At 68.9% G+C, this 25,970-nt stretch carries 17 protein-coding genes and 1 tRNA gene; 9 read left to right on the top strand and 9 right to left on the bottom strand.

Going from position 1 to position 25,970, the window contains the following annotated elements; translation table 11 throughout:
- Positions 1-7: 7 nt before the first annotated feature.
- Complete coding sequence (locus OHA73_RS13380; protein WP_266720716.1) at positions 8-928, bottom strand: hypothetical protein; 921 nt, start codon at positions 926-928, stop codon at positions 8-10.
- 212 nt (positions 929-1,140) lie between these two features.
- On the opposite strand from OHA73_RS13380, the gene OHA73_RS13375 reads away from it, so the two are divergent.
- Positions 1,141-4,287: an endo-alpha-N-acetylgalactosaminidase family protein gene (locus OHA73_RS13375; protein WP_443063210.1), complete on the top strand. Its 3,147-nt coding sequence runs from the start codon at positions 1,141-1,143 to the stop codon at positions 4,285-4,287.
- 106 nt (positions 4,288-4,393) lie between these two features.
- Here OHA73_RS13375 and OHA73_RS13370 read toward each other — a convergent pair whose 3' ends face one another.
- A complete protein-coding gene (locus OHA73_RS13370) occupies positions 4,394-6,139 on the bottom strand; it encodes a glycoside hydrolase family 35 protein (RefSeq protein WP_327655147.1) in 1,746 nt (581 codons plus the stop codon).
- A 137-nt stretch (positions 6,140-6,276) separates the two neighbouring features.
- On the opposite strand from OHA73_RS13370, the gene OHA73_RS13365 reads away from it, so the two are divergent.
- From OHA73_RS13365 to OHA73_RS13345, 5 genes are all read left to right on the top strand, one after another.
- Positions 6,277-7,164: a helix-turn-helix domain-containing protein gene (locus OHA73_RS13365; RefSeq protein WP_327655146.1), complete on the top strand. Its 888-nt coding sequence runs from the start codon at positions 6,277-6,279 to the stop codon at positions 7,162-7,164.
- 6 nt (positions 7,165-7,170) lie between these two features.
- A complete protein-coding gene (locus tag OHA73_RS13360) occupies positions 7,171-7,494 on the top strand; it encodes a chorismate mutase (RefSeq protein WP_266720724.1) in 324 nt (107 codons plus the stop codon).
- Positions 7,495-7,645: 151 nt separating this feature from the next.
- Positions 7,646-10,135 (top strand): aminopeptidase N, encoded by a 2,490-nt coding sequence (gene pepN, locus OHA73_RS13355; protein ID WP_327655145.1) that lies wholly within the window; start codon positions 7,646-7,648, stop codon positions 10,133-10,135.
- A 1,370-nt stretch (positions 10,136-11,505) separates the two neighbouring features.
- On the top strand, positions 11,506-12,957 hold the full coding sequence (locus OHA73_RS13350; protein WP_327655144.1) for a pyridoxal phosphate-dependent decarboxylase family protein: 1,452 nt from the start codon (positions 11,506-11,508) through the stop codon (positions 12,955-12,957).
- Positions 12,954-14,387 (top strand): lysine N(6)-hydroxylase/L-ornithine N(5)-oxygenase family protein, encoded by a 1,434-nt coding sequence (locus tag OHA73_RS13345; RefSeq protein ID WP_327655143.1) that lies wholly within the window; start codon positions 12,954-12,956, stop codon positions 14,385-14,387. The genes OHA73_RS13350 and OHA73_RS13345 overlap by 4 nt, the downstream gene beginning before the upstream one ends.
- A gap of 18 nt (positions 14,388-14,405) precedes the next feature.
- Here OHA73_RS13345 and OHA73_RS13340 read toward each other — a convergent pair whose 3' ends face one another.
- Positions 14,406-16,205: a bifunctional metallophosphatase/5'-nucleotidase gene (locus OHA73_RS13340; RefSeq protein WP_327655142.1), complete on the bottom strand. Its 1,800-nt coding sequence runs from the start codon at positions 16,203-16,205 to the stop codon at positions 14,406-14,408.
- Between the two features lie 113 nt (positions 16,206-16,318).
- On the opposite strand from OHA73_RS13340, the gene OHA73_RS13335 reads away from it, so the two are divergent.
- Together OHA73_RS13335 and pyk are read left to right on the top strand one after the other, a co-directional pair.
- Positions 16,319-17,014, top strand: a complete 696-nt coding sequence (locus OHA73_RS13335) for an SIMPL domain-containing protein (RefSeq protein WP_327655141.1) — start codon at positions 16,319-16,321, stop codon at positions 17,012-17,014.
- A gap of 130 nt (positions 17,015-17,144) precedes the next feature.
- The gene (pyk, locus tag OHA73_RS13330) at positions 17,145-18,581 is read left to right on the top strand and encodes a pyruvate kinase (protein ID WP_266720733.1); all 1,437 of its coding nucleotides are present in this window, start codon (positions 17,145-17,147) and stop codon (positions 18,579-18,581) included.
- A gap of 124 nt (positions 18,582-18,705) precedes the next feature.
- Here pyk and OHA73_RS13325 read toward each other — a convergent pair whose 3' ends face one another.
- The 3 genes from OHA73_RS13325 to OHA73_RS13315 all read right to left on the bottom strand — a co-directional run bounded on the left by OHA73_RS13325 (position 18,706) and on the right by OHA73_RS13315 (position 21,756).
- Positions 18,706-20,664 carry an alkyl/aryl-sulfatase gene (locus tag OHA73_RS13325; RefSeq protein ID WP_327655140.1) on the bottom strand — a complete coding sequence of 653 codons (1,959 nt, stop codon included), beginning with the start codon at positions 20,662-20,664 and terminating at the stop codon, positions 18,706-18,708.
- A 136-nt stretch (positions 20,665-20,800) separates the two neighbouring features.
- A complete protein-coding gene (locus OHA73_RS13320) occupies positions 20,801-21,589 on the bottom strand; it encodes a helix-turn-helix domain-containing protein (protein ID WP_327655139.1) in 789 nt (262 codons plus the stop codon).
- An 84-nt stretch (positions 21,590-21,673) separates the two neighbouring features.
- Positions 21,674-21,756 (bottom strand) — tRNA-Leu (locus OHA73_RS13315).
- A gap of 102 nt (positions 21,757-21,858) precedes the next feature.
- Here OHA73_RS13315 and OHA73_RS13310 point away from each other — a divergent pair.
- Positions 21,859-22,515 (top strand): ANTAR domain-containing response regulator, encoded by a 657-nt coding sequence (locus OHA73_RS13310; RefSeq protein ID WP_266720737.1) that lies wholly within the window; start codon positions 21,859-21,861, stop codon positions 22,513-22,515.
- A gap of 83 nt (positions 22,516-22,598) precedes the next feature.
- Here OHA73_RS13310 and OHA73_RS13305 read toward each other — a convergent pair whose 3' ends face one another.
- Genes OHA73_RS13305 through OHA73_RS13295 form a run of 3 tightly spaced genes read right to left on the bottom strand, consistent with a single transcriptional unit; the run spans position 22,599 to position 25,965 of the window.
- Positions 22,599-23,315, bottom strand: a complete 717-nt coding sequence (locus OHA73_RS13305) for an ABC transporter ATP-binding protein (RefSeq protein WP_266720739.1) — start codon at positions 23,313-23,315, stop codon at positions 22,599-22,601.
- Positions 23,312-24,166: an ABC transporter ATP-binding protein gene (locus OHA73_RS13300; RefSeq protein ID WP_266720741.1), complete on the bottom strand. Its 855-nt coding sequence runs from the start codon at positions 24,164-24,166 to the stop codon at positions 23,312-23,314. Before OHA73_RS13300 ends, OHA73_RS13305 begins: the two co-directional genes overlap by 4 nt.
- Before the next feature lie 5 nt (positions 24,167-24,171).
- Entirely contained in the window at positions 24,172-25,965 is a 1,794-nt protein-coding gene (locus tag OHA73_RS13295) for a branched-chain amino acid ABC transporter permease (protein WP_327655138.1), read from the bottom strand.
- Positions 25,966-25,970 lie beyond the last annotated feature (5 nt).

The raw sequence follows: 25,970 nt of genomic DNA, 5'->3' as shown, positions 1-25,970 counted from the left end.
GGTGCGCCTACGTGTCGCACTCCCACACCGTCCGGCACAGCGCGCACCGCGCCCGCACCCGGCCCCGCACCGGCACCCGGATCCGCTGATGACACGTCGGGCACGCGAACGCCACCCGCAGCCCACCACCCCGCCGCGACGCCCCGTCGCCGTCGGCCGCGGCCGAGAACGTGTAGGGGCTCGCCGGGTCGAGCCCGCGCGGCCCGTGGTCCTGCGCGTACCGGCGGTCCTTCGCATAACGCCGCCGCCCCGCCCACCCCGCCGCGGTCATCGGCGGCTGCCGCTCGTCCCGCCGCGCCTGCTCAAGACCCCGCTCGTACGCCGAGTACGCCTGCGGACTGGTGAACCACGTCTCCGGTCCCTCACCGAAGACGAGGGACCGCTTCGCGAGCACGTACCCGAACTCCTCAGGCGTCAGATAGCCCAGCTTCTGCGAGGACGCCGCATCCTCCCGGAAGGCGTCCAGCAACAGCCAGCCCGCACCCAGATACGTGGCCGCCGTATCGGTCAGGATCTCGTTGTCCCGCGTCCCCGGCAGCGACAGGTCAAGACGGTGCAGATACACATGCATGATCTCGTGGGCGAGCGCCGCGCCGATGTCCCGGCGATGCGTACGGAACCGGTCGTTCAACTCGATGAAGTACTCGGGGCCCGCCGCCAGTTCCACGCTCGCCGCATGCCGCATCTCCCGGAAACTCACGATCATCCGCGCGTCCGGGAGCCGATAGTGCCGCACCAGCTCACGCGCCACCCGCTGCACACCCAGATACAGATCGTCGACGTCGCTGAACGCGACATCGACCGGGGCGACACTCGACGAGAACGTGTGCACCGAGTCGTAGGAGAGCCGCTTGTAGAGCGCGGTGATCGCCGACCGCACCGTCTCCAGATGTGGATAGCCGTGCACCACCGGTCCGCCGTCCGCCACGCGCGCACCCCCTGGGTCCGCCGGGCCGGTACCCGGCGCCTCCAGAGTACGGCCATTAATCCAAGACCTGCCGCCCCTTTGTCCATGGGCTCTCCCGCCCCGCCCGGCGCATCGTGATCGACACGCCAAGCCGCCGTGAGAAGGAGTGCGCCGTGCCCGAGCAGCCCCAAGGCCAGCCGTCGGAGAACTCGGAGAGTTCGAGGGGCGAGGAGGTGGAGCCGGGCCGCCCCGGCCGGCCGGCCCGACCCGGCAGCGACCCGCGGGACGCGACGCCCGGCCCCAGCCGCAGATCCCTCGTCGCCGCCGGGGCGGTCGGCGGGGCCGGTGCCGCACTCGGCCTCGCCCTGACCGGCACGGCCCGCGCCGCGACCCCCACGGCCACCGCGACCGCCGCCGACGGAGCGGTCATCCGCTCCCGGGACCTCGACGTCCGCGTCAGTACCGCCTTCCCCCTCGTCGTCTCCTACACCGACCGCGCCACCGGCGCCGTCCTGCACGCACAGCCCGACCCGGTCACGACGCTCCTGATCGACGGCGCCGAGCACACCCCGAAGGTGACGTGCACGCCCGCCGCCGACCGCGCCGACTACCGCCTCACCCTGACCGGCGGCACCACCATCGACATCCGTATCGCCGTCGAGGGGCACCAGGTCGACTGGCGCGTCACGAAGATCAGCGACACGGCGCAACTGCGCGTCGGCACCCTCCAGTTCCCCGGCCTCGCCCTGCTGTCCGTCCGCAGCGACCAGCCCGGCGCCGCCCTCCTCGCCGCCACCGTGCAGCTCGACAAGGCCAAGAGCGGCGACACCCTCGTCACCCCGACCACCGACAGCCCCGCCCAGGCGCCCACCGGTTGCGCCTACGCCGTCGTCGCCCACGATCGGCTCGGCGGCGCGATCGAGACCAACACCAGCTACGACAAGCCCGACAGCGCCGCCGGAACCACCTGGGAGAACGGCCGCCTGTGGCGCGAGACCGTGCGCCGCGAAGGCCACACCGCCGCCCGACTCGCCCCCGGCCAGTGGACACACCGCGCCGCCACCGCCCCGGTCGACGCCACCGAACCCCTCCCGTACGCGACGGTCGTCGTGACCGGCGACCGGAACGGCGACGGCAAGGTCGACTGGCAGGACGCCGCCATCGCCTTCCGCGACATCGCCCACACCCCGCGCGGCGCCGACGAACAGCACCTGCGGGTCGTCCCGCACATCCCGTTCAACTTCGCGTCACAGGCCACCAACCCGTTCCTCGCGACCCTCGACAACGTCAAACGGATCCACCTGGCCACCGACGGGCTGCGCCAGTACACCCTCCTCAAGGGCTATCAGTCAGAGGGCCACGACTCCGCGCACCCCGACTACGCCGGGAACTACAACGCGCGCGCGGGCGGCCTCGACGATCTCAACACCCTGGTCCGCGAGGGCAAGAAGTGGAACAGCGACTTCGCCGTCCACGTGAACGCCACCGAGTCCTACCCCGTCGCGAACGCCTTCTCCGAGAAACTCGTCGACAAGAGCGACGAGCAGTGGGACTGGCTCGACCAGAGCTACCGCATCGACCAGCGCCGCGACCTCGTCTCCGGCGACATCGTGGGGCGCTTCGCCGACCTGCGCCGCGACACCGACGACGGCCTCAACACCCTCTACATCGACGTGTTCCGGGAGTCCGGCTGGACCTCCGACCGCCTCCAGCGCGCCTTCCGCGGCCAGGGCTGGAACGTCACGTCCGAGTGGGGCCACGGGTTCGAGAGGTCCTCGCTCTGGTCGCACTGGGCCACCGAGACCGACTACGGCCCCGACACCTCGCGCGGCATCAACTCGAAGCTGATCCGCTTCATCCGCCACCACCAGAAGGACGTCTTCGCCGACAAGTGGCCCACCCTCCTCGGCGTCGCCCGCATGGGCAACTTCGAGGGCTGGACCGGCAAGACCGACTGGACGGACTTCTACCGCCTCATCTGGACGCACTCGCTGCCCGCCAAGTACCTCCAGGCGCAGCCGATCAAGACCTGGGGCGAGCACGAGATCACGTTCTCCGGCGCCACGAAGACGAGCGTCACCGACGCCTCCGGCGCCCGCCGCATCACCACCGACGGCCGCCTCGTCTACGACGCCGGCACCTATCTGCTGCCCTGGGAACCGCGCAGAGCCGCCGACCCGACGAAGCTGTACCACTACAACCCGCAGGGCGGCAGCACCAGTTGGCGGCTCCCGCGTGCGTGGGAGAGCAGGGCCAAGGTGGCCCTGTACCGGCTCACCGACCAGGGCCGCGTCTTCGACTCGTACGTCACCGTGTCCGGCGGCAAGGTGACGCTGAAGGCCGACGCCGACCGGCCCTACGTCCTCTACCGGGACCGCACCGACCTCGACCGCGCGCCCGACTGGGGCCAGGGCACGCCGCTGCGCGACCCGGGCTTCAACTCCGGTTCCCTGAAGGGCTGGACGGTCACCGGGCCCGCCTCCGTCGAGCGCAGCGACCTCGGCGACCACGAACTCGTCATCGGCCCCGGCGCCGCCGCCACCGTCTCCCAGCGGCTGACCCGGCTCGCCCCCGGCAGCTACGCCGCGTCCGTGCAGGTCGAGGTCGGCGCCAAGGCGGGAGAGCGGCGCACGGCCACCCTGGAGGTGCGCACCGTCGACGGAGTGACTGCCACGAACCGGACCGACACCTCCACCGCCGGCAACCACGTGGCCGCCGACCGCAAGCACGACACCCGCTTCCAGCGGATGACCACGTACTTCACCGTCCCGGCCGGTGGCGGCCCGGTCACCCTCGCCCTGCGCGCTGCGGCCGGTTCGGCGCGGGTCCGTTTCGACAATGTACGTATCGTGAAGTCGCCCGCACCGAACCTGCCCGCCGGAACCGTGGCCCACGAGGACTTTGAACACGTCCCCCAGGGCTGGGGCCCGTTCGTGAAGGGCGACGCGGGAGGCTCCACCGACCCGCGCACCCACATCGCCCAGCGGCACGCGCCGTACACCCAGCGCGGCTGGAACGGGAAGGCGATCGACGACGTCGTCGACGGCACCCAGTCCCTCAAGTCGCGCGGCGAGAACACCGGCCTCGTCTACCGCACCGTCCCGCACACGGCCCGCTTCGAGCCCGGCAAGCGGTACCGGGTCTCCTTCCGCTACGAGAACGAGAAGGCCGGCCAGTACGCCTGGATCACCGCGGCCGACAGCCCGGAGGCCAAGGAACTGTCCCGCGAGGACCTGCCCGTGGCCACCCAACCCGCGACGCTCACCTACGAGTTCACCGCACCGGACAAGGGGGAGGCCTGGGTGGGCCTGCGCAAGACGGGCGACGACGGCACCGCCGAGTTCGCCCTGGACGCCTTCGAGGTCACCGAGATCGTCTGAACAGAGTTCGCCTGAACCGAGATCGTCTGAACCGAGATCGTCTGAGCCGAGATCGTCTGAGGCGCCGAGGCGGGCCCCGGGGAACGTCCCCCGGGGCCCGCCCGCGTCAACGCAACACGACCCGCGGCTCCCCGGCCCGATCGAGCTCCAGCACCCACACCTCGTTCACGCCCTCGCGCAGCACCGGACCCGGCACGTACAAGGCGTCCTGCGGACCTGCCGACCAGTAGCGGCCCAGGCAGAACCCGTTCACCCACACGAAGCCCCGCCCCCAGCCCGGCAGTTCGAGTGCCGCGTCCCCGGCCCCCGACACCTGGAACGACCCCCGGTGCAGGCCCCGCCCCTCGCCCTCGGCCGCCGCGGACGGCAGCCCGGCAACCCCGGAAGCCGTGAACGCGTCCAGGCGCAGCCCCCGCGCCCGCACCCCGTGCAGGAACTGCCGCTCGTGCAGCAGCCCGCCCGTGATCCCCTTCGACTCACCCGTGCGCGGCCCGTAGTTGACCCGCCCCAGGGACTCCACCCACAGCTCCGCGCGCGCGTGCCCCGCAACCGGCTCTGCCAGATCGGGCTCCTCCTCTGTGAGCACCCCGGCCCGCTCCCCGTCGACGTACACGAGAGCCAGATCCCGCAGCCCGCGCGCCCGCAACGGATACGGCTGCCGCGGCCCCGGCACCGTCACCGCGTACCGCACCAGGCCACGGTCCACGTCCAGGTCCTCGAACGACGGCGGCACCGCGTACTCCGCCTCAGGACCACCCAGCGCCTCCAACACCCCGTCCAGGGCCGTGAACACCGTCAGGTGGGCCGTGACCGGACCCGCGAGGGCCGGGGGCTGCGGCGGCACCTCGGGCAGCGGTCCCTCCGCGTACGCGGCGAGCACCTCACGGAACAGCCAGAACTTCTCCGTGGGGCGGCCGAACTCGTCGATCGGGGCGTCGTAGTCGTACGACGTGACATCCGGCTCCAGCGGCCCTTCGTGCAGCTCGCCGCCACCCCGGTTCGCGCCCGCCCAACCCCCGAAACTCGTTCCGCCGTGCGCCATGTACAGATTCACCGACGCCCCGCACTCCAGGATCTCCCGCAGCGCGTCCGCCGCCTCCCGCGGATCCCGCACGACGTGCTTCGCACCCCAGTGGTCGAACCAGCCGCACCAGAACTCCATGCACATCAACGGCCCCGTGGCCTGGTGCCTACGTAGCGACTCGAAGGCCTCACGCGCGCGGGAGCCGAAGTTCACCGTCGCCAGCACCCCAGGAACCGAACCCCCGCTCAGCATGTGGTCCTCGGGCCCGTCCGACGTGAACAGCGGCACCGACACCCCGAGCCCCACCAGCAGATCGGCAAGAGCCCGCAGATAACGGTGGTCCGAGCCATAACTGCCGTACTCGTTCTCCACCTGAACCATCAGCACAGGACCGCCCCGGTCCACCTGCCGCTCCACGATCTGCGGCAACAACACCCCGAACCAGCGCTCCACCGCCGCCATGAACTCCGCGTCCCCGGTCCGCACCCGCGCCCCGAGCCGCCCCGTCACCCAGTGCGGAAGCCCCCCGTTCTCCCACTCCGCGCAGATGTACGGCCCCGGCCGCACGACCACCCACAGCCCCTCCCGCCGCGCCGCGTCCAGGAAACGCCCCACCGCCGCCACGTCGCGCACCTCACCGGGACGCGGCTCGTGCAGATTCCACGGCACGTACGTCTCCACACAGTTCAGGCCCATCGCCCGCAGCATCCGCAGCCGGTGCGCCCACTGCTCCTCGTGCACCCGGAAGTAGTGCAAGGCCCCCGACAGCAGCCGCACCGGCCGCCCGTCCACCTCGAAGTCGTCCCCGCCCACCCGGAAATCCGTCATCACGTGCTCCTCTTTGCCCGATGGGCGCGGCACCCACCGGCCGCCACCCTCACCTCTGGCGGCCGACGGGGTCCATGGACAAAGATCGGCCGGTGTTGGACGGGGACGCCCGCACGCACCACCACGGGAGGGGACAAATGCCCACGTACCACACCTGGATGCGGTACTTCACGCCCAGCCCGGCCCACCACCGCCTCGGCCTCGTCTGCCTCGGCGTCGGACTCCAGCACGGGCCACTGCCCACCGTCGGACCCCGCACCCTCGACCACCACGTCGCCGTCGTCGTCACCGCGGGCAGCGGCTGGTACCAGGACACCGAAGGACCCCGCCGCACCGTCACCGCACCCGCCCTGATCTGGCTCACCCCCGGCCGCCCCCACCACTACGGAGCCGACCCCGACACCGGCTGGGACGAGTGCTTCGTCGACTTCACCGGGCCCGCCACCGCCACCTACACCGAACTCGGCTACATCGAACCCGACCGCCCCGTCGTCCCCCTCTCCGACGCCGCCCAGGCCCGCGCCGCCGTCGGCCGCATCGCCCGCGCCGCCCGCCGCGGCAACCCGCTCCTCGAAGTGGAGACCGGCGCCGCCGTCCACGAACTCCTCGTCGCCCTGCGCCGCGCCCGCGCCGACCTGGCCCCCGACGGCCACCCCGTCCTCCAGGCCCTCGCACGCGACGCCTTCCAGCCCCTCTCCGTCGCCGCACACGCCGCACGGCACGGCATGACCCCCGCCGAACTGCGCACCGCCGTCCGCCGCGGCGCCGGCTGCAGCCCCAAGGACTACCTCCTCGGCATCCGCCTCGGCCGCGCCAAGGAACTCCTCGCCGCCACCGAACTCCCCGTCGCCGCCGTCGCCCGCCGCGTCGGCTACGACGACCCCGCCTACTTCTCCCGCCTGTTCACCCGCCGCGTCGGCACCGCACCCGTCCGATTCCGCGAACAACAGGGCCGCGCCGTGCCCGGCGGCTGGTCCGACAAGATCCCCGACCCCGACGACCCACCCATGCTCCACGTAGGCTGATCCGTCATGACCACCAGCAAGCCGAACGAGGTCGACCCGGCCGTGCGCGCCGAGCTCGCCCGCCTGCGCGACAGCATCGACAACATCGACGCCGCCGTCGTCCACATGCTCGCCGAGCGCTTCAAATGCACCCAGCAGGTCGGCCACCTCAAGGCCCACCACGACCTGCCCCCGGCGGACCCGGCCCGCGAATCCCGCCAGATCGAACGCCTGCGCCAACTCGCGGAGAACGCCAAACTCGACCCGGCCTTCGCCGAAAAATTCCTCAACTTCATCATCAGCGAGGTCATCCGCCACCACGAACTCATCGCCGAGGACACGAAACGGTGACCAAATTTAGCCCCTGCGGCGATTGAGCAGATCAAGCCCCTCCGGCGATTGAGGAGCGGGGTCCGGGGCGGAGCCCCGAGGCCGCAACCCCGGCGAACCGCCACATGATCCACCCTGTCCCGATGTCAGTGGCATGCGGCAGCATTACCGCATGCCCGTACTGACGCGCAGCGAAGCGCAGACCCGAGCCCAGCTCATCGACGTCGAGCGATACACCGTCGACCTCGACCTCACCGTCGGGGACGACACCTTCGACTCCCGCACCGCGATCCGCTTCACCGCGCACACCGCGGGCGACACCTTCGTCGAGCTCAAGCCCGCCGCCCTGCGCTCCGCCACCCTCGACGGGCAGCCCCTCGACCCCGCCACCCTCGCCGACAACCGGCTCCCGCTCACCGGCCTCACCGAAGGCGCCCACGAGCTGCGCATCGACACCTCCATGCGCTACTCGCACACCGGCGAGGGCATGCACCGCTTCACCGACCCCACCGACGGTGAGACGTACACGTACACGCAGCTGTTCATGGAAGACGTGCAGCGCGTCTTCGCCGCCTTCGACCAGCCCGACCTGAAGGCGACCTTCGACCTCACCGTCACCGCCCCCGAAGGCTGGACCGTCCTCGCCAACGGCACCACCGAACACGTGGGGGAGGGCCGCTGGCAGGCCGCCACCACCCCCCTGCTCTCCACCTACCTGGTGGCCGTCGCCGCAGGCCCCTGGCACTCCATCCGCACCGAACACCGCGGCCTCCCCTTCGGCCTGCACTGCCGCCGCTCCCTCGCACCCCACCTCGACGCCGACGCCGACGAAATCCTCGACGTCACGCGCGCGTGCTTCGACCGCTACCACGAGAAGTTCGAAGAGCCCTACCCCTTCGACTCCTACGACCAGGCCTTCGTCCCCGAGTTCAACGCCGGAGCCATGGAGAACCCCGGCCTCGTCACCTTCCGCGACGAGTTCGTGTACCGCTCCGCCGTCACCGACACCGAGCGACAGACCCGCGCCATGGTCATCGCCCACGAGATGGCCCACATGTGGTTCGGCGACCTCGTCACCCTCAAGTGGTGGGACGACATCTGGCTGAACGAGTCGTTCGCCGAATACATGGGCTACCAGACCCTCACCGAGGCCACCCGCTTCACTGACACCTGGATCGACTTCGGTGTCGCCCGCAAAACCTGGGGATACGACGCCGACCAGCGGCCCTCCACCCACCCCGTCGCCCCCGAATCCGTGCCCGACACGGCCTCCGCCCTCCTCAACTTCGACGGAATCTCCTACGCCAAGGGCGCCTCCGCGCTGCGCCAACTCGTCACCTGGCTCGGCGAGAAGGACTTCCTCGCCGGCATCAACACCCACTTCAAGCGCCACAAATTCGGCAACGCCACCCTCGCCGACTTCATCGAATCCCTCGCCTCCGGCACCGAACGCGACGTGCACGCCTGGGCCGACACGTGGCTGCGCACCACCGGCGTCGACACCCTCACCACGTCGGTGACCGAGAACGACGGCACCTGGAGCCTCGCCGTCGACCGACAGGGCAGCCGCCCCCACCGCATCGCCATCGGCCTGTACGACCACGCTCCCGCCGACCCGCGCGGATTCGTCCTGCGCGAACGCCTCGACGTGGAAGTCCCCTTCGCTGGAGGGGACTTGACGTTCGGCGGCCGACGCCCCGCCCTGATCGTCCCCAACGACCAGGACCTCACCTACACCAAGATCCGCCTCGACACCGCGTCCGAGGAAGCCGCCCTGCGCGGCCTGTCCGGCATCCCCGACGCCCTCACCCGCACCATCGTGTGGACCACACTGCGCGACATGGTCCGCGACGGCGCACTCGCACCCGCCAGCTACCTGGAGACGGTCGCCGCCCACCTCCCCGAGGAGAGCGACCTCGCCCTCGTCCAGGGCGTCCTCGCCTTCGCCCACACCCAGGTCGCCGACCGCTACACCGACCCCGCGGAGCGGCCCGAGGCCCTCGGTCTCATCACCACCCTGTGCGAGGACCTCGTACGCCGCACCGAGGACGGCAGCCACCCAGGGCTCCGCCTCACCGCCGTACGCCACCTCATCGACGCCGCCCGGCACGCCGACGTCATCCGCGACTGGTACGACTCCGGGGCCGTCCCCGGCGGACCCGAACTCGACCCCGAACTGCGCTGGCGCATCCTCGGCCGGCTCAGCGTCCTCGGCGCCGTCGACGAAGCCGTCATCGAGGCCGAACTCGCCCACGACCCCAGCGCCTCCGGGCAAGAAGGCGCAGCCCGCTGCCGCGCCGCGCTGCCCGACCCGCAGACCAAGGCGGAGGCGTGGTCCGCGATGTTCACGACGAACCCCGCGGACGACCTGTCCAACTACCTCTTCATCGCCACCGCACAGGGCTTCTGGCAGCCCGAACAAGCCGACCTCCTGCGGGGCTACGTCCCCCGCTACTTCACCGACGCCACCGCGCTCGCCGCGCGCCGTGGCCCCGCGATCGCCGAGGCGGCGGGCCGCCACGCGTTCCCCGTGTACGCCATCGACACGGACACGCTCCGCGTGGGCGAGCAGCACGCGGCGGACGCCACCCCCGCCTTGCGCCGCAAACTGTCCGACCAACTGGACGACCTGCGCCGGGCGTTGAAGGTACGCGGGGCGTAGGGGCGGGTCACCGGGGCCGGGGCCCTCGGAACGGGTGCGCGGCCCCGGCGCTTTGCCCCGTGCTGGGTGCCGACGCCCGTTGCACTGTCCCCGGGAGCCGGGAGCCGGGAGCCGGGAGCCGGGAGCCGGGAGCCGGGAGCCGGGAGCCGGGAGCCGGGAGCCGGGAGCCGGGAGCCGGGAGCCGGGGCCGTGGGCCGGGAGTCGGGCGTCGGGAACCGGGGTTTCGGGATACCGCCGGGGACGGCACCTGGGGGAGGGCGAAGGGAGCAACGGGCGCACAGCCCCCGGTGCTCCCGCACGCCTTCCCCGCCCATCTCCCACCCACCCGCCCCCTCCGGGGACGTCGGCCGCGCGGGGTAGCGGACGTTTCCGCTGGGTCGTTGTACTGGTCGCGCCACACCGGGGTGTGAACGCAGCGCCGTGGCCGACGCCCGCCGTCCTTGTTGCCCGGCACCGTGGTTCCGGGATTGCCGTGGTCGGCCCCGAGGCAATGAGCGCGCGGCACCGTGCGCCGCCTTGCCCACCCTGCCGCCCCAGGCGGCAGATTGCCCAAGGCGGTGACGGCCCACCGCCACGGGTGGGGTGCCGTGCTCGGCGTCGGATTGCCCAAGGCGGTGGCGGGGTGGTCTTCGTCGTCACGGGCGGGAAGCCGTGGTCGGAGGTGGGAGGTGGACTGCCAGGCGGCGCGGAGGCCGACCTGATCAAGCCTGTCCGGCGTTTGAGGACAAGCCCGCAGGGCGACGGGACCTGGCGCGCAGCCCTCAGGACCCAACCCCGGTGAGGGCCCACGGGAGTCGGGCCCCGGACGGTCCGGAGTCCTGGACGGTCCGGAGTCCCGGAGGGGCCGCATTCCCGGACGGACCGGAGCCCCGGACTGACCGGAGCCCGAGACGAGCCGTAACCCCCGGAGGGCCCCCGTGGGAGATGAGCGGGAAACAGGCCAAGCGGCACATGACCCAAGACGGAACGACGACCCCCAGCCCCGCGCGGCGGATTCACCCCTGCCGACCCCACCCGGCGCAAGCCACCTCCTCCGCACCACCCCCGGACGGGCCTAGGGCCCTTCTGACGGATCTTGCTGGAGTCGCGGGCCCTGGCACGCCCATCTGCGGCGTTGTCGTCGGTTGCCAACGCTCCGCGTTGACGCCCTCCTCCGCCTTGCAGCTGCACGCACCAGCCCCCGCTCACCGGCACCGAACATTCACGGCCGCCCGCATCCAGCCTGATCCGTCAGAAGGGCCCTAGCACAGGCCCCCCACCCCCGCCCCCACCCATACCCCTTTCGGGTCAGCTTCGTAGGTACGGCGGACGCATCAGCAGGCAAAAGGCAAGCTGAGGCATCACGTACGCCAACCACGCAAAGGACCCGTATGCGCAGCACGCCGCCCCTCGCCGGGGGTACCCAAGGCCCCGACGCCCTGCGGCCGTTGCTCACCACCGTCCTCGACGCCCTGCACAAGGGCGCCGCCCACCGGGGCGGCCCACTCCCGGCGGGCGGACCCGAGGCCGTCACGGCGCAACTCCACCACGACGTCGGGGAGTTGCTGCCCGTCCACGGCACCGGAGCCGAAGAGGCTCTGCGCACCCTCGTCACCGCCCTCGCCGAAGGCGCCGCCGACCCCGCCGACCCGTTGTGCGCCGCCCACCTGCACTGCCCGCCACTCGCCGTCGCCACCGCCGCCGACCTCGCCGCGAGCGCGCTCAACCCCTCCATGGACTCCTGGGACCAGGCCCCCGCCGCCTCCGCCCTGGAAGCCCTCGTCACCACGACCCTCGCCCACGAGGTCTACGGCCCAGGCGCCCACGCCTCACGCGAGCAGGCCGCACCCACCCACCCCGCACGCGGGCAGGCCACCCCCACCCACGCCACACCCGACGCCCTCGTCACCACCGGCGGCACCGAAGCCAACCAGCTCGCCGTCCTCCTAGCCCGTGAGGCCGCCGCCCCCGGCGAACCCGTCCGCCTCCTCGTCGGGGCCAACGCCCACCACAGCCTCGCCCGCGCCGCCTGGCTCCTCGGGCTCCCCGAACCGGTCACCGTGCCCGCCCCCGCCGGCACCCTCGACCCCGCCGCCCTCGACGAGGCACTCACCGCACTCCCGGGACCCAAACTCGTCGCCGCCACCGCAGGCACCACCGACGCAGGCCTCATCGACCCGCTCCCAGAAATCGCCGACATCTGCGAGCGGCACGGCGCCCGCCTCCACATCGACGCCGCCTACGGCGCAGGCGCCCTCTTCAGCCCCCGCGAAGCCCCCAAACTGAACGGCCTCGCCCGCGCCCACACCGTCGCCCTCGACCTGCACAAACTCGGCTGGCAACCCGTCGCCGCCGGCGTCCTCGCCGTACGCGACATCGCCGAAACCGGCGCGCTCGGCCACCAGGCCGACTACCTCAACGCGGACGACGACACCGAAGCCGGGCTCCCCGACCTCCTCGGCCGCTCCCTGCGCACCACCCGCCGCCCCGACATCCTCAAAACGGCCGTCACCTTCAAAGCCCTCGGCCGCACCGGACTCGCCGCCCTCGTCGACGACGTCACCGCCCTCGCCCACCACCTGGCCCAACTCATCGACGCACACCCGCACTTCGAGCTCTACGACACCCCCACCCTCACCACCGTCCTGTTCCGGCCCACCGGCGCCACCGACGAAACCATCGCCGCGATCCGCCGCACCCTGCTCACCGAAGGCCGCGCCGTCCTCGGCCGCGCCCGCATGGACGGAAAGCTCCACCTCAAAGCCACCCTGCTCAACCCGCACGCCACCCCCGAAGACCTCACCGCCCTCCTGGAACTGGTGGAAGGACACACGCCGCGATGACAGCCGCGCCCACCCCCAACCCCGCAACACGGCCCACCGAAGAACCCCGCGACCTCGTCGGCATCGGCATCGGCCCCTTCAACCTCTCCCTCGCGGCCCTCGCCCACCCCCTCACCGAACTCGACACCGCCTTCTACGAACAGCGCCCCGCCTTCCACTGGCACCCCGGCCTGCTCATCGAAGGCGCCACGCTCCAAGTCCCGTTCCTCGCCGACCTGGTGACCCTTGCCGACCCCACCAGCCACTGGAGCTTCCTCAACTACCTCAAGACCCGCGAGCGCCTCTTCCCCTTCTACTTCGCCGAGCGCTTCCACATCCAGCGCGCCGAATACGACGCCTACTGCCGCTGGGTCAGCGAGAACCTCCCCGGACTCCACTTCTCCCACCAGGTCGACGCCGTCCGCTGGAACACCGAACGCGCCCTGTTCGAAGTCGACTTCACCCAACTCGACGCCGAAGGCGAAGCCGAAGCCCTCGGCCGCACCTACACCAAGAACGTCGCCATCGGCGTCGGCACCGCCCCCTACGTACCCGAACCCCTCAGGCCCCTCGAAGAAGCACCCACCGTGCCCGTCGTCCACTCCGCCGACTACCTCACCCACCGCGAACGCCTGCTCGCAGCCGAACACATCACCGTCGTCGGCAGCGGACAGTCCGGAGCCGAGATCTTCCTCGACCTCCTGCGCGCCCGCCCCGCCGGCCACGAGAAGATCACCTGGCTCGCCCGCACCGACGCGTTCGCACCCATGGAGTACAGCAAGCTCGGCCTCGAACACTTCACCCCCGACTACAGCCACTACTTCCACCACCTGCCCGAGGCAGAACGCGACCGCCTCGTACCCGCCCAATGGCAGCTCCACAAAGGCATCGACGCCGACACCATCACCGCCATCCACGAAGAGCTCTACCAGCGCACCCTGAACGGCGGCTGGCCCGACGCCACCCTCACCCCCGGCGTCAGCATCCGCACCGCCGGACGCGTCGCCACCACCAAGGTCGAACTCCACCTCGAACACCGCCAACAGGGCACCCGCTCCCGCCTCACCACCGACGCCGTCGTCCTCGCCACCGGCTACAAGGAACGCCCCCTCAGCGGCATGCTCACCGGCCTCGACCCCTACCTGCGCCGCGACCACTCCGAACGCCCCCGCATCGACGACCAGTTCCGCCTCGTCCTCGACGACCGCGTCCAAGGCTCCGTCTACGTCCAGAACGCCGAACGCCACACCCACGGCGTCGGCGCCCCCGACCTCGGACTCGCCGCCTGGCGCAGCGCCACCATCCTCAACTCGCTGACCGGCAAGGACCCCTACCCGCAGCCCCGGCGCACCGCCTTCACCACCTTCGGCCTCACCGGACACGAAAACCGCGCCCCCCTGCCCGGACAACAGACAAGGGAACGCGGCACCATGGTCAAACTCCAGGACTGACCGCCGGACGGCTACGGCTCACTGCGCGAACACCGGCGTCCCGTCCCGCGTCAACTTCCAATCCACCGAAGCGAAGTCCGCCGTGTCGAGGACGCCCTTCGCCGTCACCCACTCAGCGATCCGCGTCCGGATCTCCGTCGACTCCGACCACAGCTCCTTCGCCGACGCCACATGCGGGAACGCGCCGCCACCGTTCGCCCGATAGTTGTTCACCGCGAACACGAACTGCGCCGCGTCATCCAGATCCTTGCCGTCGAACTTCACGTTCTTGATCCGGGAACCCGCCGCCTGCGCGATATCGATGTCGTACGTCAACCCCGACACATAGTCGTAGTTGTAGTCCGGCCGATTGTTCGCGTTCGTCAGCTTGTCCACGTCCACCGCTGCCCCGGCCGCCGTCTGCACGAAGTACTCCGCCGAATACTCCAGATACGCCCGCACCTGCGCACCCGTCAGCAACTTCGCCACCAGCGTGTTGTCGTACACATACAGGCTCGACAGATCCCGGATGGTGACGTCCCCCGCCGGAATCTCCGACGTACGCGAGAACGGCGACGCCTGTGACAGGACCGGCAGCGACGCGTACTCCGTCGACGCCAACGCCTTCGTCACCACATCCGCCTGCACCTTGTTGATCAGATCGATGATCGGCGCATCCTTGTACCGGGCATCAACCGTCGTCAGCGCCTGCTTCGCCGTCCCCACGACCTGATTGACGTACTCCACCACCGTCTCGTGCTGCTCCCGCAGCAACTTCGAGATCTCCGGATCGTCCGCCACCGCATTCGTGTTCCGCAGCGACGCCTTCACCGACTCGACGGTCCAACGACCCTTCTCCCAGACCAGATCGAAGTCGAACAGCGCCAACCGCTCGGCAAAACACAGTGGTTCGGAGAGAACGACCGTCTTCCCGGTCTTCTCGTTCGCCACCAGCTGCTGCTCGATCTCGACGTGCGCGTGCCCCACCAGAATCGCGTCGACCCCCGGCACCTGCTTCGCGACATTCGCCGCCGCGTTCTCCACATACGGCACCTGATCCCCGTACGAAGACTGCCCCGACGCCCCCGAATGCGCCGACACGATCACCACATCCGCGCCCATCGACCGCAGCTTCGGCACCCACTTCGCCGCCTGCTCCTCAAGCCCCGGGAACTTCAACACACCCTGCACATACGCCTTGTCCCAGATCGCGATCCCCGGATTCGTCAGCCCCAGAACCGCGACCTTCACATCCTTGCCGTGCGGAGTACGCAGCCGCTTCATGAAGTACGGAGGAAACGCCGGCTTCTCCGTCTTCGCATCCACCGCATTCGCACCCAGCAGCGGAAACTCACACTGCGACTCGAACTTCCTGAGCGTCTCGATGCCGTAGTTGAACTCGTGATTGCCCAACGCCACCGCGTCGTACCCGATCGCGTTCATCGCCCGCGCCATCGGATGCACCGGACCACCGGCCGCCGTGATCGGATCGACCTTCGCGTAGTAGTACGTCAACGGGGTGCCCTGAATCGTGTCCCCGGCGTCGATGAGAAGGGTGTTCCCCCGGCCCCTCTCCGCACGCACCTGATCCACCAACGTCGAAACCCGCGCCAGACCCTGCGCATTGCCCGCCGCATCCACGTAGTCGGCGTTCTTGAAGTAGTCCCAGTTGAAGACGTGACCGTGCAGATCCGTCGTCCCCATCACCGTGAACGCGTACCGCTTCTGCTTCTTCGGCTTTGCCGCGGCGGAGGCAGGCGCGGCGACGGCACCGGCCAGGGCCACCCCGGCACCCGTACCGGCCGACCTGGCGAGAAAAGATCTACGGTCCAACGACATCGGAGTCTCCTCGTCTACGTGTACGCCATGATGACGCGCGTAGATTCTTACTCACCAACCCCAACTCGCAACAGCCTCACAAGGTTTCGTTTCGGTGATGACAAGGTGGGCGCATGACCAACGACCACCCCACCGCCACTCCCAACGCACCGCGCATAGCGGTACGCGGAGAAGCCCACATCGAAGCCGAACCCGAACTCGCCCGCATCGGCATCACCGTCACCGCCCGCGGCACCGACCGCCGCACCGCCCTCGAAGACCTCACCCACCGCAACACCCACGTACTCGACCTCATCAAGGGCTACGGAGACGCCGTCGACACAACCGCCACCGGCGCCCTCTCCATCACCCCCGAACTCACCAAACGCGGCCGCGGCGAACGCATCCGCACCTACCACGGCCGCGTCCACATCACCGCCGACCTCACCGACTTCACCGCACTCGGCGAACTCACCACCCGCCTCGCCGACCTCGACCTCACCAGCGTCGAAGGCCCCTGGTGGTCCCTGCGCCCCACCTCACCCGTACACGCCCGAGCAAGGCAACAAGCCGTCCGCGAAGCCGTCCAACGCGCCCGCGAATACGCCGAAGCCCTCGACACCACCCTCGCCGCACTCATCGACATCGCCGACATCGGCGCCGACGACCCCACCATGTCCGACCGCGCCATGCCCCGCGGCATGATGCGCACGGCCGCCTTCGCCGGCGCCGAACCCGAACCCGCCCCCGCACTCGACCTCGAACCCCAACGCCAACGCGTACGGGCCCAGGTCAACGCCCGCTTTACGATGCACCCGCCGAAACTCTGAGCCACACAGCCGCTCATCAGAGCGCAGTGTCGCCCAAATTCAAGCCTTGTCAATAGCCCTTCACGCAAAGGTCGTTGAGTAGTCATGACCGACCAAATCTCTACCCGTCGGTAAGGTTTAGGCTCGAAAGATGCGCCGAGCAAAGATCGTCTGCACCCTGGGCCCCGCCACCGACTCGTACGAGCAGATCAAGGCACTCGTCGAAGCCGGAATGGACGTAGCCCGCTTCAACCTCAGCCACGGCACCTACGCCGAACACGAGGAGCGCTACCAGCGCGTGCGAAAGGCCTCCGACGAGACCGGCCGCAGCGTCGGAATCCTCGCCGACCTTCAAGGCCCGAAGATCCGACTCGGCCGATTCAGCGAAGGACCCGTACTACTCGAACGCGGCGACGAGTTCACCATCACCGTCGAAAGCGGCATCCAAGGCGACCGCCAAACCTGCGGAACCACCTACGACGGCCTCGCCCAAGACGTCACCACCGGCGAACGCATCCTCGTCGACGACGGCAAAGTCACCCTCGAAGTCACCGCAGTCGACGGACCCCGCGTCCGCACCCGCGTCATCGAAGGCGGCATGGTCTCCGACCACAAGGGCCTCAACCTCCCCGGAGTCGCCGTCTCCGTCCCCGCCCTCTCCGACAAGGACGAAGCCGACCTCCGCTGGGCCCTGCGCACCGGAGCCGACATCATCGCGCTCTCCTTCGTCCGCAGCGGCCGCGACATCGAAGACGTCCACCGCATCATGACCGAAGAAGGCCGCCACCTCCCCGTCATCGCCAAGGTGGAAAAACCCCAAGCCGTCGACAACATCGACGACATCGTCGCCGCATTCGACGGCATCATGGTCGCCCGCGGCGACCTCGGCGTCGAAATGCCCCTCGAACAAGTCCCGATCGTCCAAAAGCGCGCCATCAAACTCGCCAAGCGCAACGCCAAGCCCGTCATCGTCGCGACCCAAATGCTCGACTCGATGATCGACAACTCCCGGCCCACGCGCGCCGAAGCGAGCGACGTCGCAAACGCCGTCATCGACGGCACCGACGCCGTCATGCTTTCCGGTGAAACCAGCGTCGGAAAATACGCGATCGAAACCGTCAAGGTCATGGGCCGCATCGTCACCGCAGCCGAAGAAGACATCCTCGCCAAGGGCCTCCCGCCCCTCACCGAACGCAACAAACCCCGCACCCAAGGCGGAGCAGTCGCCCGCGCAGCAGCCGAAATGGGCGACTTCCTCGGCGCGAAATTCCTGGTCGCCTTCACCCAGTCCGGCGACACCGTCCGCCGCCTCTCCCGCTACCGCTCCCCGATCCCCCTGCTCGCCTTCACCCCGCAGGCAGCAACGCGGTCACAGCTCAACCTCACGTGGGGCGTGGAGACCTTCCTCGGCCCGCACGTCGACTCCACCGACGCGATGGTCGCCCAGGTCGACGAACAACTCCTGAAGATCGGCCGCTGCAAGAAGGGCGACACCGTCGTCATCACGGCCGGCTCCCCTCCCGGCGTCCCCGGCTCCACGAACCTCGTCCGCATCCACCACATCGGCGAGGACGACAGCCCCAAGTAGCAGGCAGTTGTACGTAATTGGGGCCGCGACCCATCGGCAAAGGGTGCGGCCCCTACGCATGATCCTGGGCATGAACCCCGTACATGCCCAGGACGACTACGGGGCCCCGATTACGAGGCCACGACTACGGGGTCACGATCGCGAAATTCGGATCCGGCTTCTCGACCACGCCCAGCAACTTCTGCAACAGCGACGCATCACCCGACACCTCGATGTCCCCCAGCCCCTTCCCGCCCAACAAGGCGAGGAGCTGCGGCTTGGTCATGGACAGCGTCACACCCGCACCACTGTCGGCCTTGTCGTCGCTCTTGTACGTCAACACACCGTTCTGCAACGTCAGGTGATAGACGACACCCAGCGCCGGGAAGCTCCAGTCCATCTTCAACTTCAGATCCCACGCCTTGGGCCCATTGATCCGAATCGCGACCGAATCGATCAACTGGTCGACACTCAGCGCCATCATCATCGTCGGACTCACCGACGTCGACCTACCGGGCGTGACCCCGTCCGTCAGTTCCATCGCACCCGTGAGATAGAAGTTCCGCCACACCGCGTTCTCGGTCGCGTACCCCAACTTCGCGTAGATCGCGGCCAGTTCAGTCTTGGCGGCCTTGTGCTCCGGATCCGCGAACACGACATGATTGAGCAGTGTGGCGGCGAACCGCAGGTCGCCGTCCTTCACGAACCCCTTCGCCTTGGCGACAGTCGCCGTCCGCCCGCCCAGGGCCTTCACGTACCGCTTCGCCTCATCGACCGGCGTGTGCTCCCAGAGATGGGCCGGATTGGCATCGAACCAGCCCATGTAGCGCTGATAGATCCCCTTCACGTTGTGACTGAGCGAACCGTAGTAACCGCGGTTCGCCCACACGTTCAGCGCGGGCGGCAGCTGAATCTCCTCGGCGATCTCCTTACCGGTCATCCCGATATTGATCATCCGAAGCGTCTGATCATGCATGTACGCATACAAGTCCCGCTGTACCGCGAGTAGTTCGGTGATCTCCTCGCCACCCCACGTCGGCCAGTGATGCGACGCGAACGCCACATCCACCCGACCCGCGAACAGATCGATCGACTCGTTGAGGTAATGCGCCCACTCACGAGCATCCCGCACTTGCGCGCCACGCAGCGTGATGATGTTGTGCATCGTGTGCGTCGCGTTCTCCGCCATACACACCGCACGCAGATCAGGGAAGACGAAGTTCATCTCCGCCGGCGCCTCGGTCCCCGGCGTCATCTGGAACTCGATCCGCACCCCGTCGAACGTCTCGACCTGCCCGGTCTTCGTGATGCTCTTGGTGGGCGGGATCAGCCCCACAGTCCCCAACGACACGTTCTGCCCGAGACCACAACCGATCTGCCCCTTCGCCGACTTGGGCAACTGCGCGCCGTACATGTACGAGGAACGCCGCGTCATCGCCGTACCCGCGTACACGTTCTCCGAGACCGCGTGCTCCAGGAACCCTTCGGGCGCGACGACAGGTACGTCGCCGGCCCCGTCCGGCAGAATCCCGTACGCGCCACCGAAGTGATCGACGTGCGGGTGCGTGTAGATCAGCGCCGTGACCTTCTTGTCCGCGGCGTCGCGGTGGTCCCGGTACAGCTTCAGCGCGGCGGCGGCCGTCTCGGCGGAGATCAGGGGATCGATGACGATGAGCCCGGTATCGCCCTCGACGATCGTCATGTTCGACAGATCGAGCCCGCGCACCTGATAGATCCGGTCGGTGACCTTGTACAGCCCCTGCTTGCTGACGAGCTGCGACTGCCGCCACAGGCTCTTACTGGCGGTTGCGGGGGCGTCCTTCTTGAGGAAGTCGTACCCGTCGGCGTCCCAGACGACCTTGCCGTCCGCGTTCTTGATCACGCCTGGCGTGAGCGCCGCGATGAAGCCCTTGTCGGCGTTGGTGAAGTCGGTGTCGTCGTCGTAGTTCAAGTCGCCCTCGTCCGTCGCGCTGATGCTGTTCCCTGAGGCCTGGCCGCCGCCGGGTCTGTGTGCGGCAAACGCGGACTCCGGGCTCACGGCCACGGCAGCCGCGGCGGCACCTGCCGCGGCCGCGACGAAGCGGCGCCGGTTGATCGGGCTCATGCGTACCTCTTCGGGCGGGTGGTGGGTGTGAACCCGAACTTCCGTTGAGGCGGGTGGGGCGGTCAAGGGTTCCTGGGGGAATTGGGGCAGGTCCCAGGGGGTGGGCGGGGCGGGTGTGACGGCTCCTATTGCGGGGTCAGTACTTGGGACCTACGTGGGCGTCCATGAGAGCGACGTCCGCTTTGCGGGCGACCGAGATGTTGTACGGGTTCCCGTGCCGGGTGCAGTGCGTCCACGTGACGCCGAGCCGGTCGAGGGTGTCGGTGTACAGCTGCCGGATGCAGTCCGACTTGTTGGTGAAGAAGTACCGCGGGTACTCGTAGCGCTTGCGCTCACTACCGACGAGCCGCGTCGTCCAGTTCGTGATCCGGCACCCGTCGGAGTGGATGAGCCCCCGGACGAACTCCCACGGGTGGGCATCGACGATCTCCTGCTGCCAGGAGGCGAGCGTGATCTTGCGGTCGTGCTTCTTGCCGGGGCCGTGCTGGGGGAAGAGGCAGGGGAGGTGCTTCGAGTACACCTTGACGTTGTGGCAGCCGGTCCGCTGTACGCGGCAGACGCTGTTGTCCGGGAGGACGGCCCGCATCGCCCGTTCCGTCTCGTCCGCGATGCCCGGCCAGGCGTCGGCGCAGGTGATCATCAGGTTGGGGACGCGGTGCCCCGAGTAGTGGCTGATGTGGCCGTCGCCCAGGTACTGGCCCAGCAGGTACGAGTACGCGGCCGCGTCCAGCGGCCGACCGTCACAGCGCGGGCAGGTCGGATCGTGTGAGCCGGGGCATTCACCCCGTTTCGCTCGGTCCATGTGGAGCCAGTACGAGACTGTGCCGAGAGGGACGGCGAGGCTGCGCGCCACGTCTGCGTTCTTGGCGCCGTCCCTGAGCAGTGTGAGCGCCCGCTGTCGTACGGCTGTTCCGTGATAGTTCATGTGAGCACAGTGCGTGACGGCCGGTGACGCCATGCAGCAAAAAGCGGATGTTCACGAGAACGTGAACATCCGCTTCTAGCGAAGTGCCCGGTGTGGGATTCGAACCCACATGCCCGTAGGCACGGTGGTTTGAGCACCGCGAGTCTGACCAGTTCCTCCAACCGGGCGGGCTGTCGAACTGTCGGGAAGTGTACCGGGTCATCGGAGGCAGTCGCAGCTAGGTAGGCTCTAGGGGCAGCCCCTAGCCTGCCCAAACAAGGAGCGCCCCCGTGACCGCCCCCGAGACGCCCGAGCCCGTAGACGCAGTCGACGACGACAAGTCGCACGTCCCGCCGCTGACGACCCGCGTCGTCATCGCCGAGGACGAGGCCCTCATCCGCCTCGACCTCAAAGAGATGCTCGAGGAAGAGGGCTACTCCGTCGTGGGCGAGGCCGGCGACGGCGAGCAGGCCGTCGAGCTGGCCCGTGAGCACAAGCCCGACCTGGTGATCCTCGACGTGAAGATGCCGAAGATGGACGGCATCAGCGCGGCGGAGAAGATCGCCGGTGAGTCGATCGCCCCTGTTCTGATGCTGACCGCGTTCTCGCAGCGCGATCTGGTGGAGCGTGCGCGCGACGCCGGTGCGATGGCGTATCTGGTGAAGCCGTTCAGTAAGAGTGACGTCGTTCCGGCGATCGAGATGGCCGTGTCGCGCTTCACGGAGTTGAAGACGCTGGAGAACGAGGTCGCGGATCTTACGCAGCGTCTTGAGACGCGGAAGCTGGTGGACCGGGCGAAGTCGGTTCTTCAGACGGAGTACGGGCTCACCGAACCCGCTGCGTTCCGTTGGATTCAGAAGACGTCGATGGATCGCCGGTTGTCGATGCAGCAGGTGGCCGAGGCGGTCATTCAGGATGCCGAGGAGAAGAAGGCGTCGAAGGGCTGACGTCGCTCGTTACGTGTGTGAGGCCCGCATCCCGGTTCGGGGGTGCGGGCCTCAGCCACATCCACGTAAAGCACGTAAAGCCATCAGTCCTCGCCGAGGTAGGCCTTCCGTACGGATTCGTCGTGGAGGAGGTCTTCGCCGCTGCCGGAGAGGACGATGGAGCCGACTTCCATCACATGTCCTTGGTCGGCGAGTGACAGCGCCGCTTGGGCGTTCTGCTCGACCAGCAAGATGGTCGTGCCTTGGGCCTTGAGTTCCGAGATCGTCGACATGATCTTCTGCATCATGATCGGCGAGAGGCCCATGGACGGTTCGTCGAGCATCAGTAGCTTGGGTTGGGACATCAACGCCCGTCCCATTGCCAGCATTTGCTGCTCGCCGCCGGACAGCGTTCCCGCCGCCTGCTTCCTTCGTTCCCCGAGGATCGGGAACAGCTCGTAGGCCCGCTGCATGTCCTTTTCGACGGCTGCCTGGTCGCGGCGGAGGAACGCGCCGAGTTGGAGGTTCTCCGCGATGGTGAGGCGGGGGAAGATGCGGCGGCCTTCGGGGGAGTGGGCCAGCCCCATTGCGACGATCTTGTGCGCGGGTACGGATGCCAAGGGTTCCCCGGCGAAGCTGATCTTGCCGGCCGAGGGTTTCAGCAGTCCGGAGAGGGTGCGCAGGGTGGTGGTCTTTCCGGCGCCGTTGGTGCCGATGAGGGTGACGACCTGGCCTTCTTCGACGCTGAAGGTGATGCCTTTGACGGCTTCGATCTTGCCGTAGGCGACCTTGAGGTCCTCGACCTCGAGCAGTGCGGTCACTGGTCGTTTCCTTCCCCGCCGGCCTGGGCTTCCGCGGCCTGGACTTCTTCGATCGCGGTGTCTTCGGGGGCGCCTTCGAAGGGGGTGCCGAGGTAGGCGGCGATGACGCGTTCGTCGCCCTGGACTTCTTCGCTGGTGCCTTCGACGAGTTTTTCGCCTTGGACGAGGACGGCGACGCGGTCGCAGAGGTTGAAGATGAAGCGCATGTCGTGCTCGATGACGAGGACGGCGATGCCCATGTCGCGGATGGCGACGACCAACTCTTCGGTGGCGCGGGTCTCTTGGGGGTTCATGCCGGCGGTTGGTTCGTCGAGCAGGAGGAGGCCCGGTTCGCTGGCCAGTGCCCTCGCGATTTCGAGCTTGCGCTGTTCTCCGTAGGGGAGGTTGCGGGCGAGGTGGTCGCGTTTGTGGGAGAGGCCGATGAAGTCGAGGAGTTCCATGGCGCGTTCTTCGCTGCCGCGTTCGGCTTTGCGGAAGCCGGGGCCTCGTAGGAGGGCCGACCACAGGCCTTCCTTTGTTCGTGTGTGGCGACCCACCAACACGTTCTCGAGCACGGTCATGTTGGCGAAGAGGCGGATGTTCTGGAAGGTGCGGGCGACGCCTGCCTGGGTGACGAGGTGGGGTTGGGGCGGCAGGGTGTTGCCCTGGAAGGAGACTTTGCCTTCGGTGGGGACGTAGAGGCCGGTGAGGCAGTTGAAGAAGGTGGTTTTTCCGGCGCCGTTGGGGCCGATGAGGCCGACGATTTCGCCTTGGTCGACGTGGAGGTCGACGCCTCGTACTGCGGTGAGGCCGCCGAAGCGCATGGTGACGCCGCTTGCCTGGAGCACCGTGTTGGTCGTCGCTGTGGTCATGGTGGTCACGCTCCGGCCTTGGTGGGTGCCGTACCGGCGCCGGTGAGGCTTGTTTGTTCGGGGACGTCGAGTTGGCCGGTGTCGTGGAATTCGAGTTGCCGGCGTTTGTCGGCGACGAGGCCTTCGGGGCGGAAGCGCATGAGGAGGATCAACGCGATGCCGAAGAGGAGGAGTTGGTAGTCGCCGATGAATTGGAGTTTCGCCGGGATGAGGTAGAGCAGGGCCGCGCCGATGAGGGGGCCGCTGACGGTGCCCATGCCGCCGAGGATGACTGCGGCGAGCAGGAACGCGGAGTTGGGTGGTGCGTTCTCGACGAATTTGTACTGGTCGGGGGTGACCGAGTATTGGACGTGGGCCTGGACGCTGCCGGCCATGCCTGCGAGGGAGGCGCCGAGGGCGAAGGCGAGGAGTTTGAGGCGGAAGGCGTTGATGCCCATGGCGCGGGCGGCTGTTTCGTCTTCGCGGATGGCGACCCAGGCGCGGCCGATGCGGCTGGCGCTGGCGCGGCGGAAGACGGTCACGACGATGATCGTGAAGAACAGCATCAGCAGGTAGTAGTTGGCGAAGCGGCCGAGGTCGACGCCGAGGACGGTGTGGGTTTCGCCGAGGTCGAAGCCGAAGATTTTGAGGTCGGGGATGTTGGGGATGCCGTTGGGGCCGTTGGTGACGTCGGGTCCTGAGTCGCCGTCGAGGTTGTTCATGGTGATGCGGAAGATTTCACCGAAGCCGAGGGTGACGATGGCGAGGTAGTCGCCTCGGAGGCGGAGGGTGGGTGCTCCGATGGCGATGCCGAAGACGAGTGAGGCTGCGGCGCCGGTGAGTACGGCTGCCCAGAAGGGGAAGTGGACGCCGATGGTGGAGTCGGGGCTGCCGGAGACGAGGGCTGCGGCGTAGGCGCCGACGCCGAGGAAGGCGACGTAGCCGAGGTCGAGGAGTCCTGCGAGGCCGACGACGACGTTGAGGCCGAGGGCGACGGTGGCGAAGACGAGGATGTTGGCGGCGACGTTGGTGTAGGTGTCGTTGGTCTGGGTGAAGGGGAAGGCTGCCGCGGCGACGAAGGCGGCGGTGAGGCTGATGTTGCGGTGTTTGTTGGTGAGGCCGGTGATGCGGGCGAGGAGGCCGGCTTTGGCGAGGCCTGCTGCGCCGAAGGAGACGATGATGAGGTAGCCGACGAAGAGTTCGCCGTATTCGGTGTCGATGCCGTACGTGAAGACGTAGAGGCCGATGCCGAAGGCGACGGCGATGAGGAGGATTTCGGCCCACGCGGGGAGCTTGATGGTGCTGGGGCGTGGGGCCGGGGCTTTGAGGGCGGCCCGGAAGCGGCGCCAGGGGTTGGTGGCTTCGGGGTCGGGGGTGTCGGCGGGGAGGCCGAGGGCGAGGAGGGTGGTGGCGAGGGCTGCGATGCCCGCGATCCAGGCTCCGGGTTCGAGGTTGGCGGTGCCGCCGAGTTTCGCGGAGATGGCGCCCATGGTGTAGCCGGTGGTGCCGAGGGTGCCGAGGGCGAGGAGGAGGGTGGGGGCGGTGGTGCCGCCGGGGGTGAGCCATTGGAGGCCGCGGGTGCCGAGTCCGGAGAGGGCGAGCAGCAGGGTGAGCAGTGCGCCGACGAGGGTGAGGACTTGGAGTCCGCCGGGGTAGCCGGTGACGGTGAGGTCGCCGGGGAATTCGTCTGTCCAGGTCCAGGCGAGGAAGGTGCTGGCGAGGGTGAGGAGGGCTCCGGCCGCGGTGCCGTAGCGGGCTGCCTTTTCGGGGAGCGGGAGGGCGGCGGTCTTGGCGCCGGCTGTGGTTGTGGTTGTCGTCATGGTGG

This window comes from Streptomyces sp. NBC_00483 (assembly GCF_036013745.1).
GTDB lineage: Bacteria > Actinomycetota > Actinomycetes > Streptomycetales > Streptomycetaceae > Streptomyces.
The sequence above is the reverse complement of the archived record's forward strand: the minus strand, read 5'-3'. Positions and strand labels throughout refer to the sequence as shown.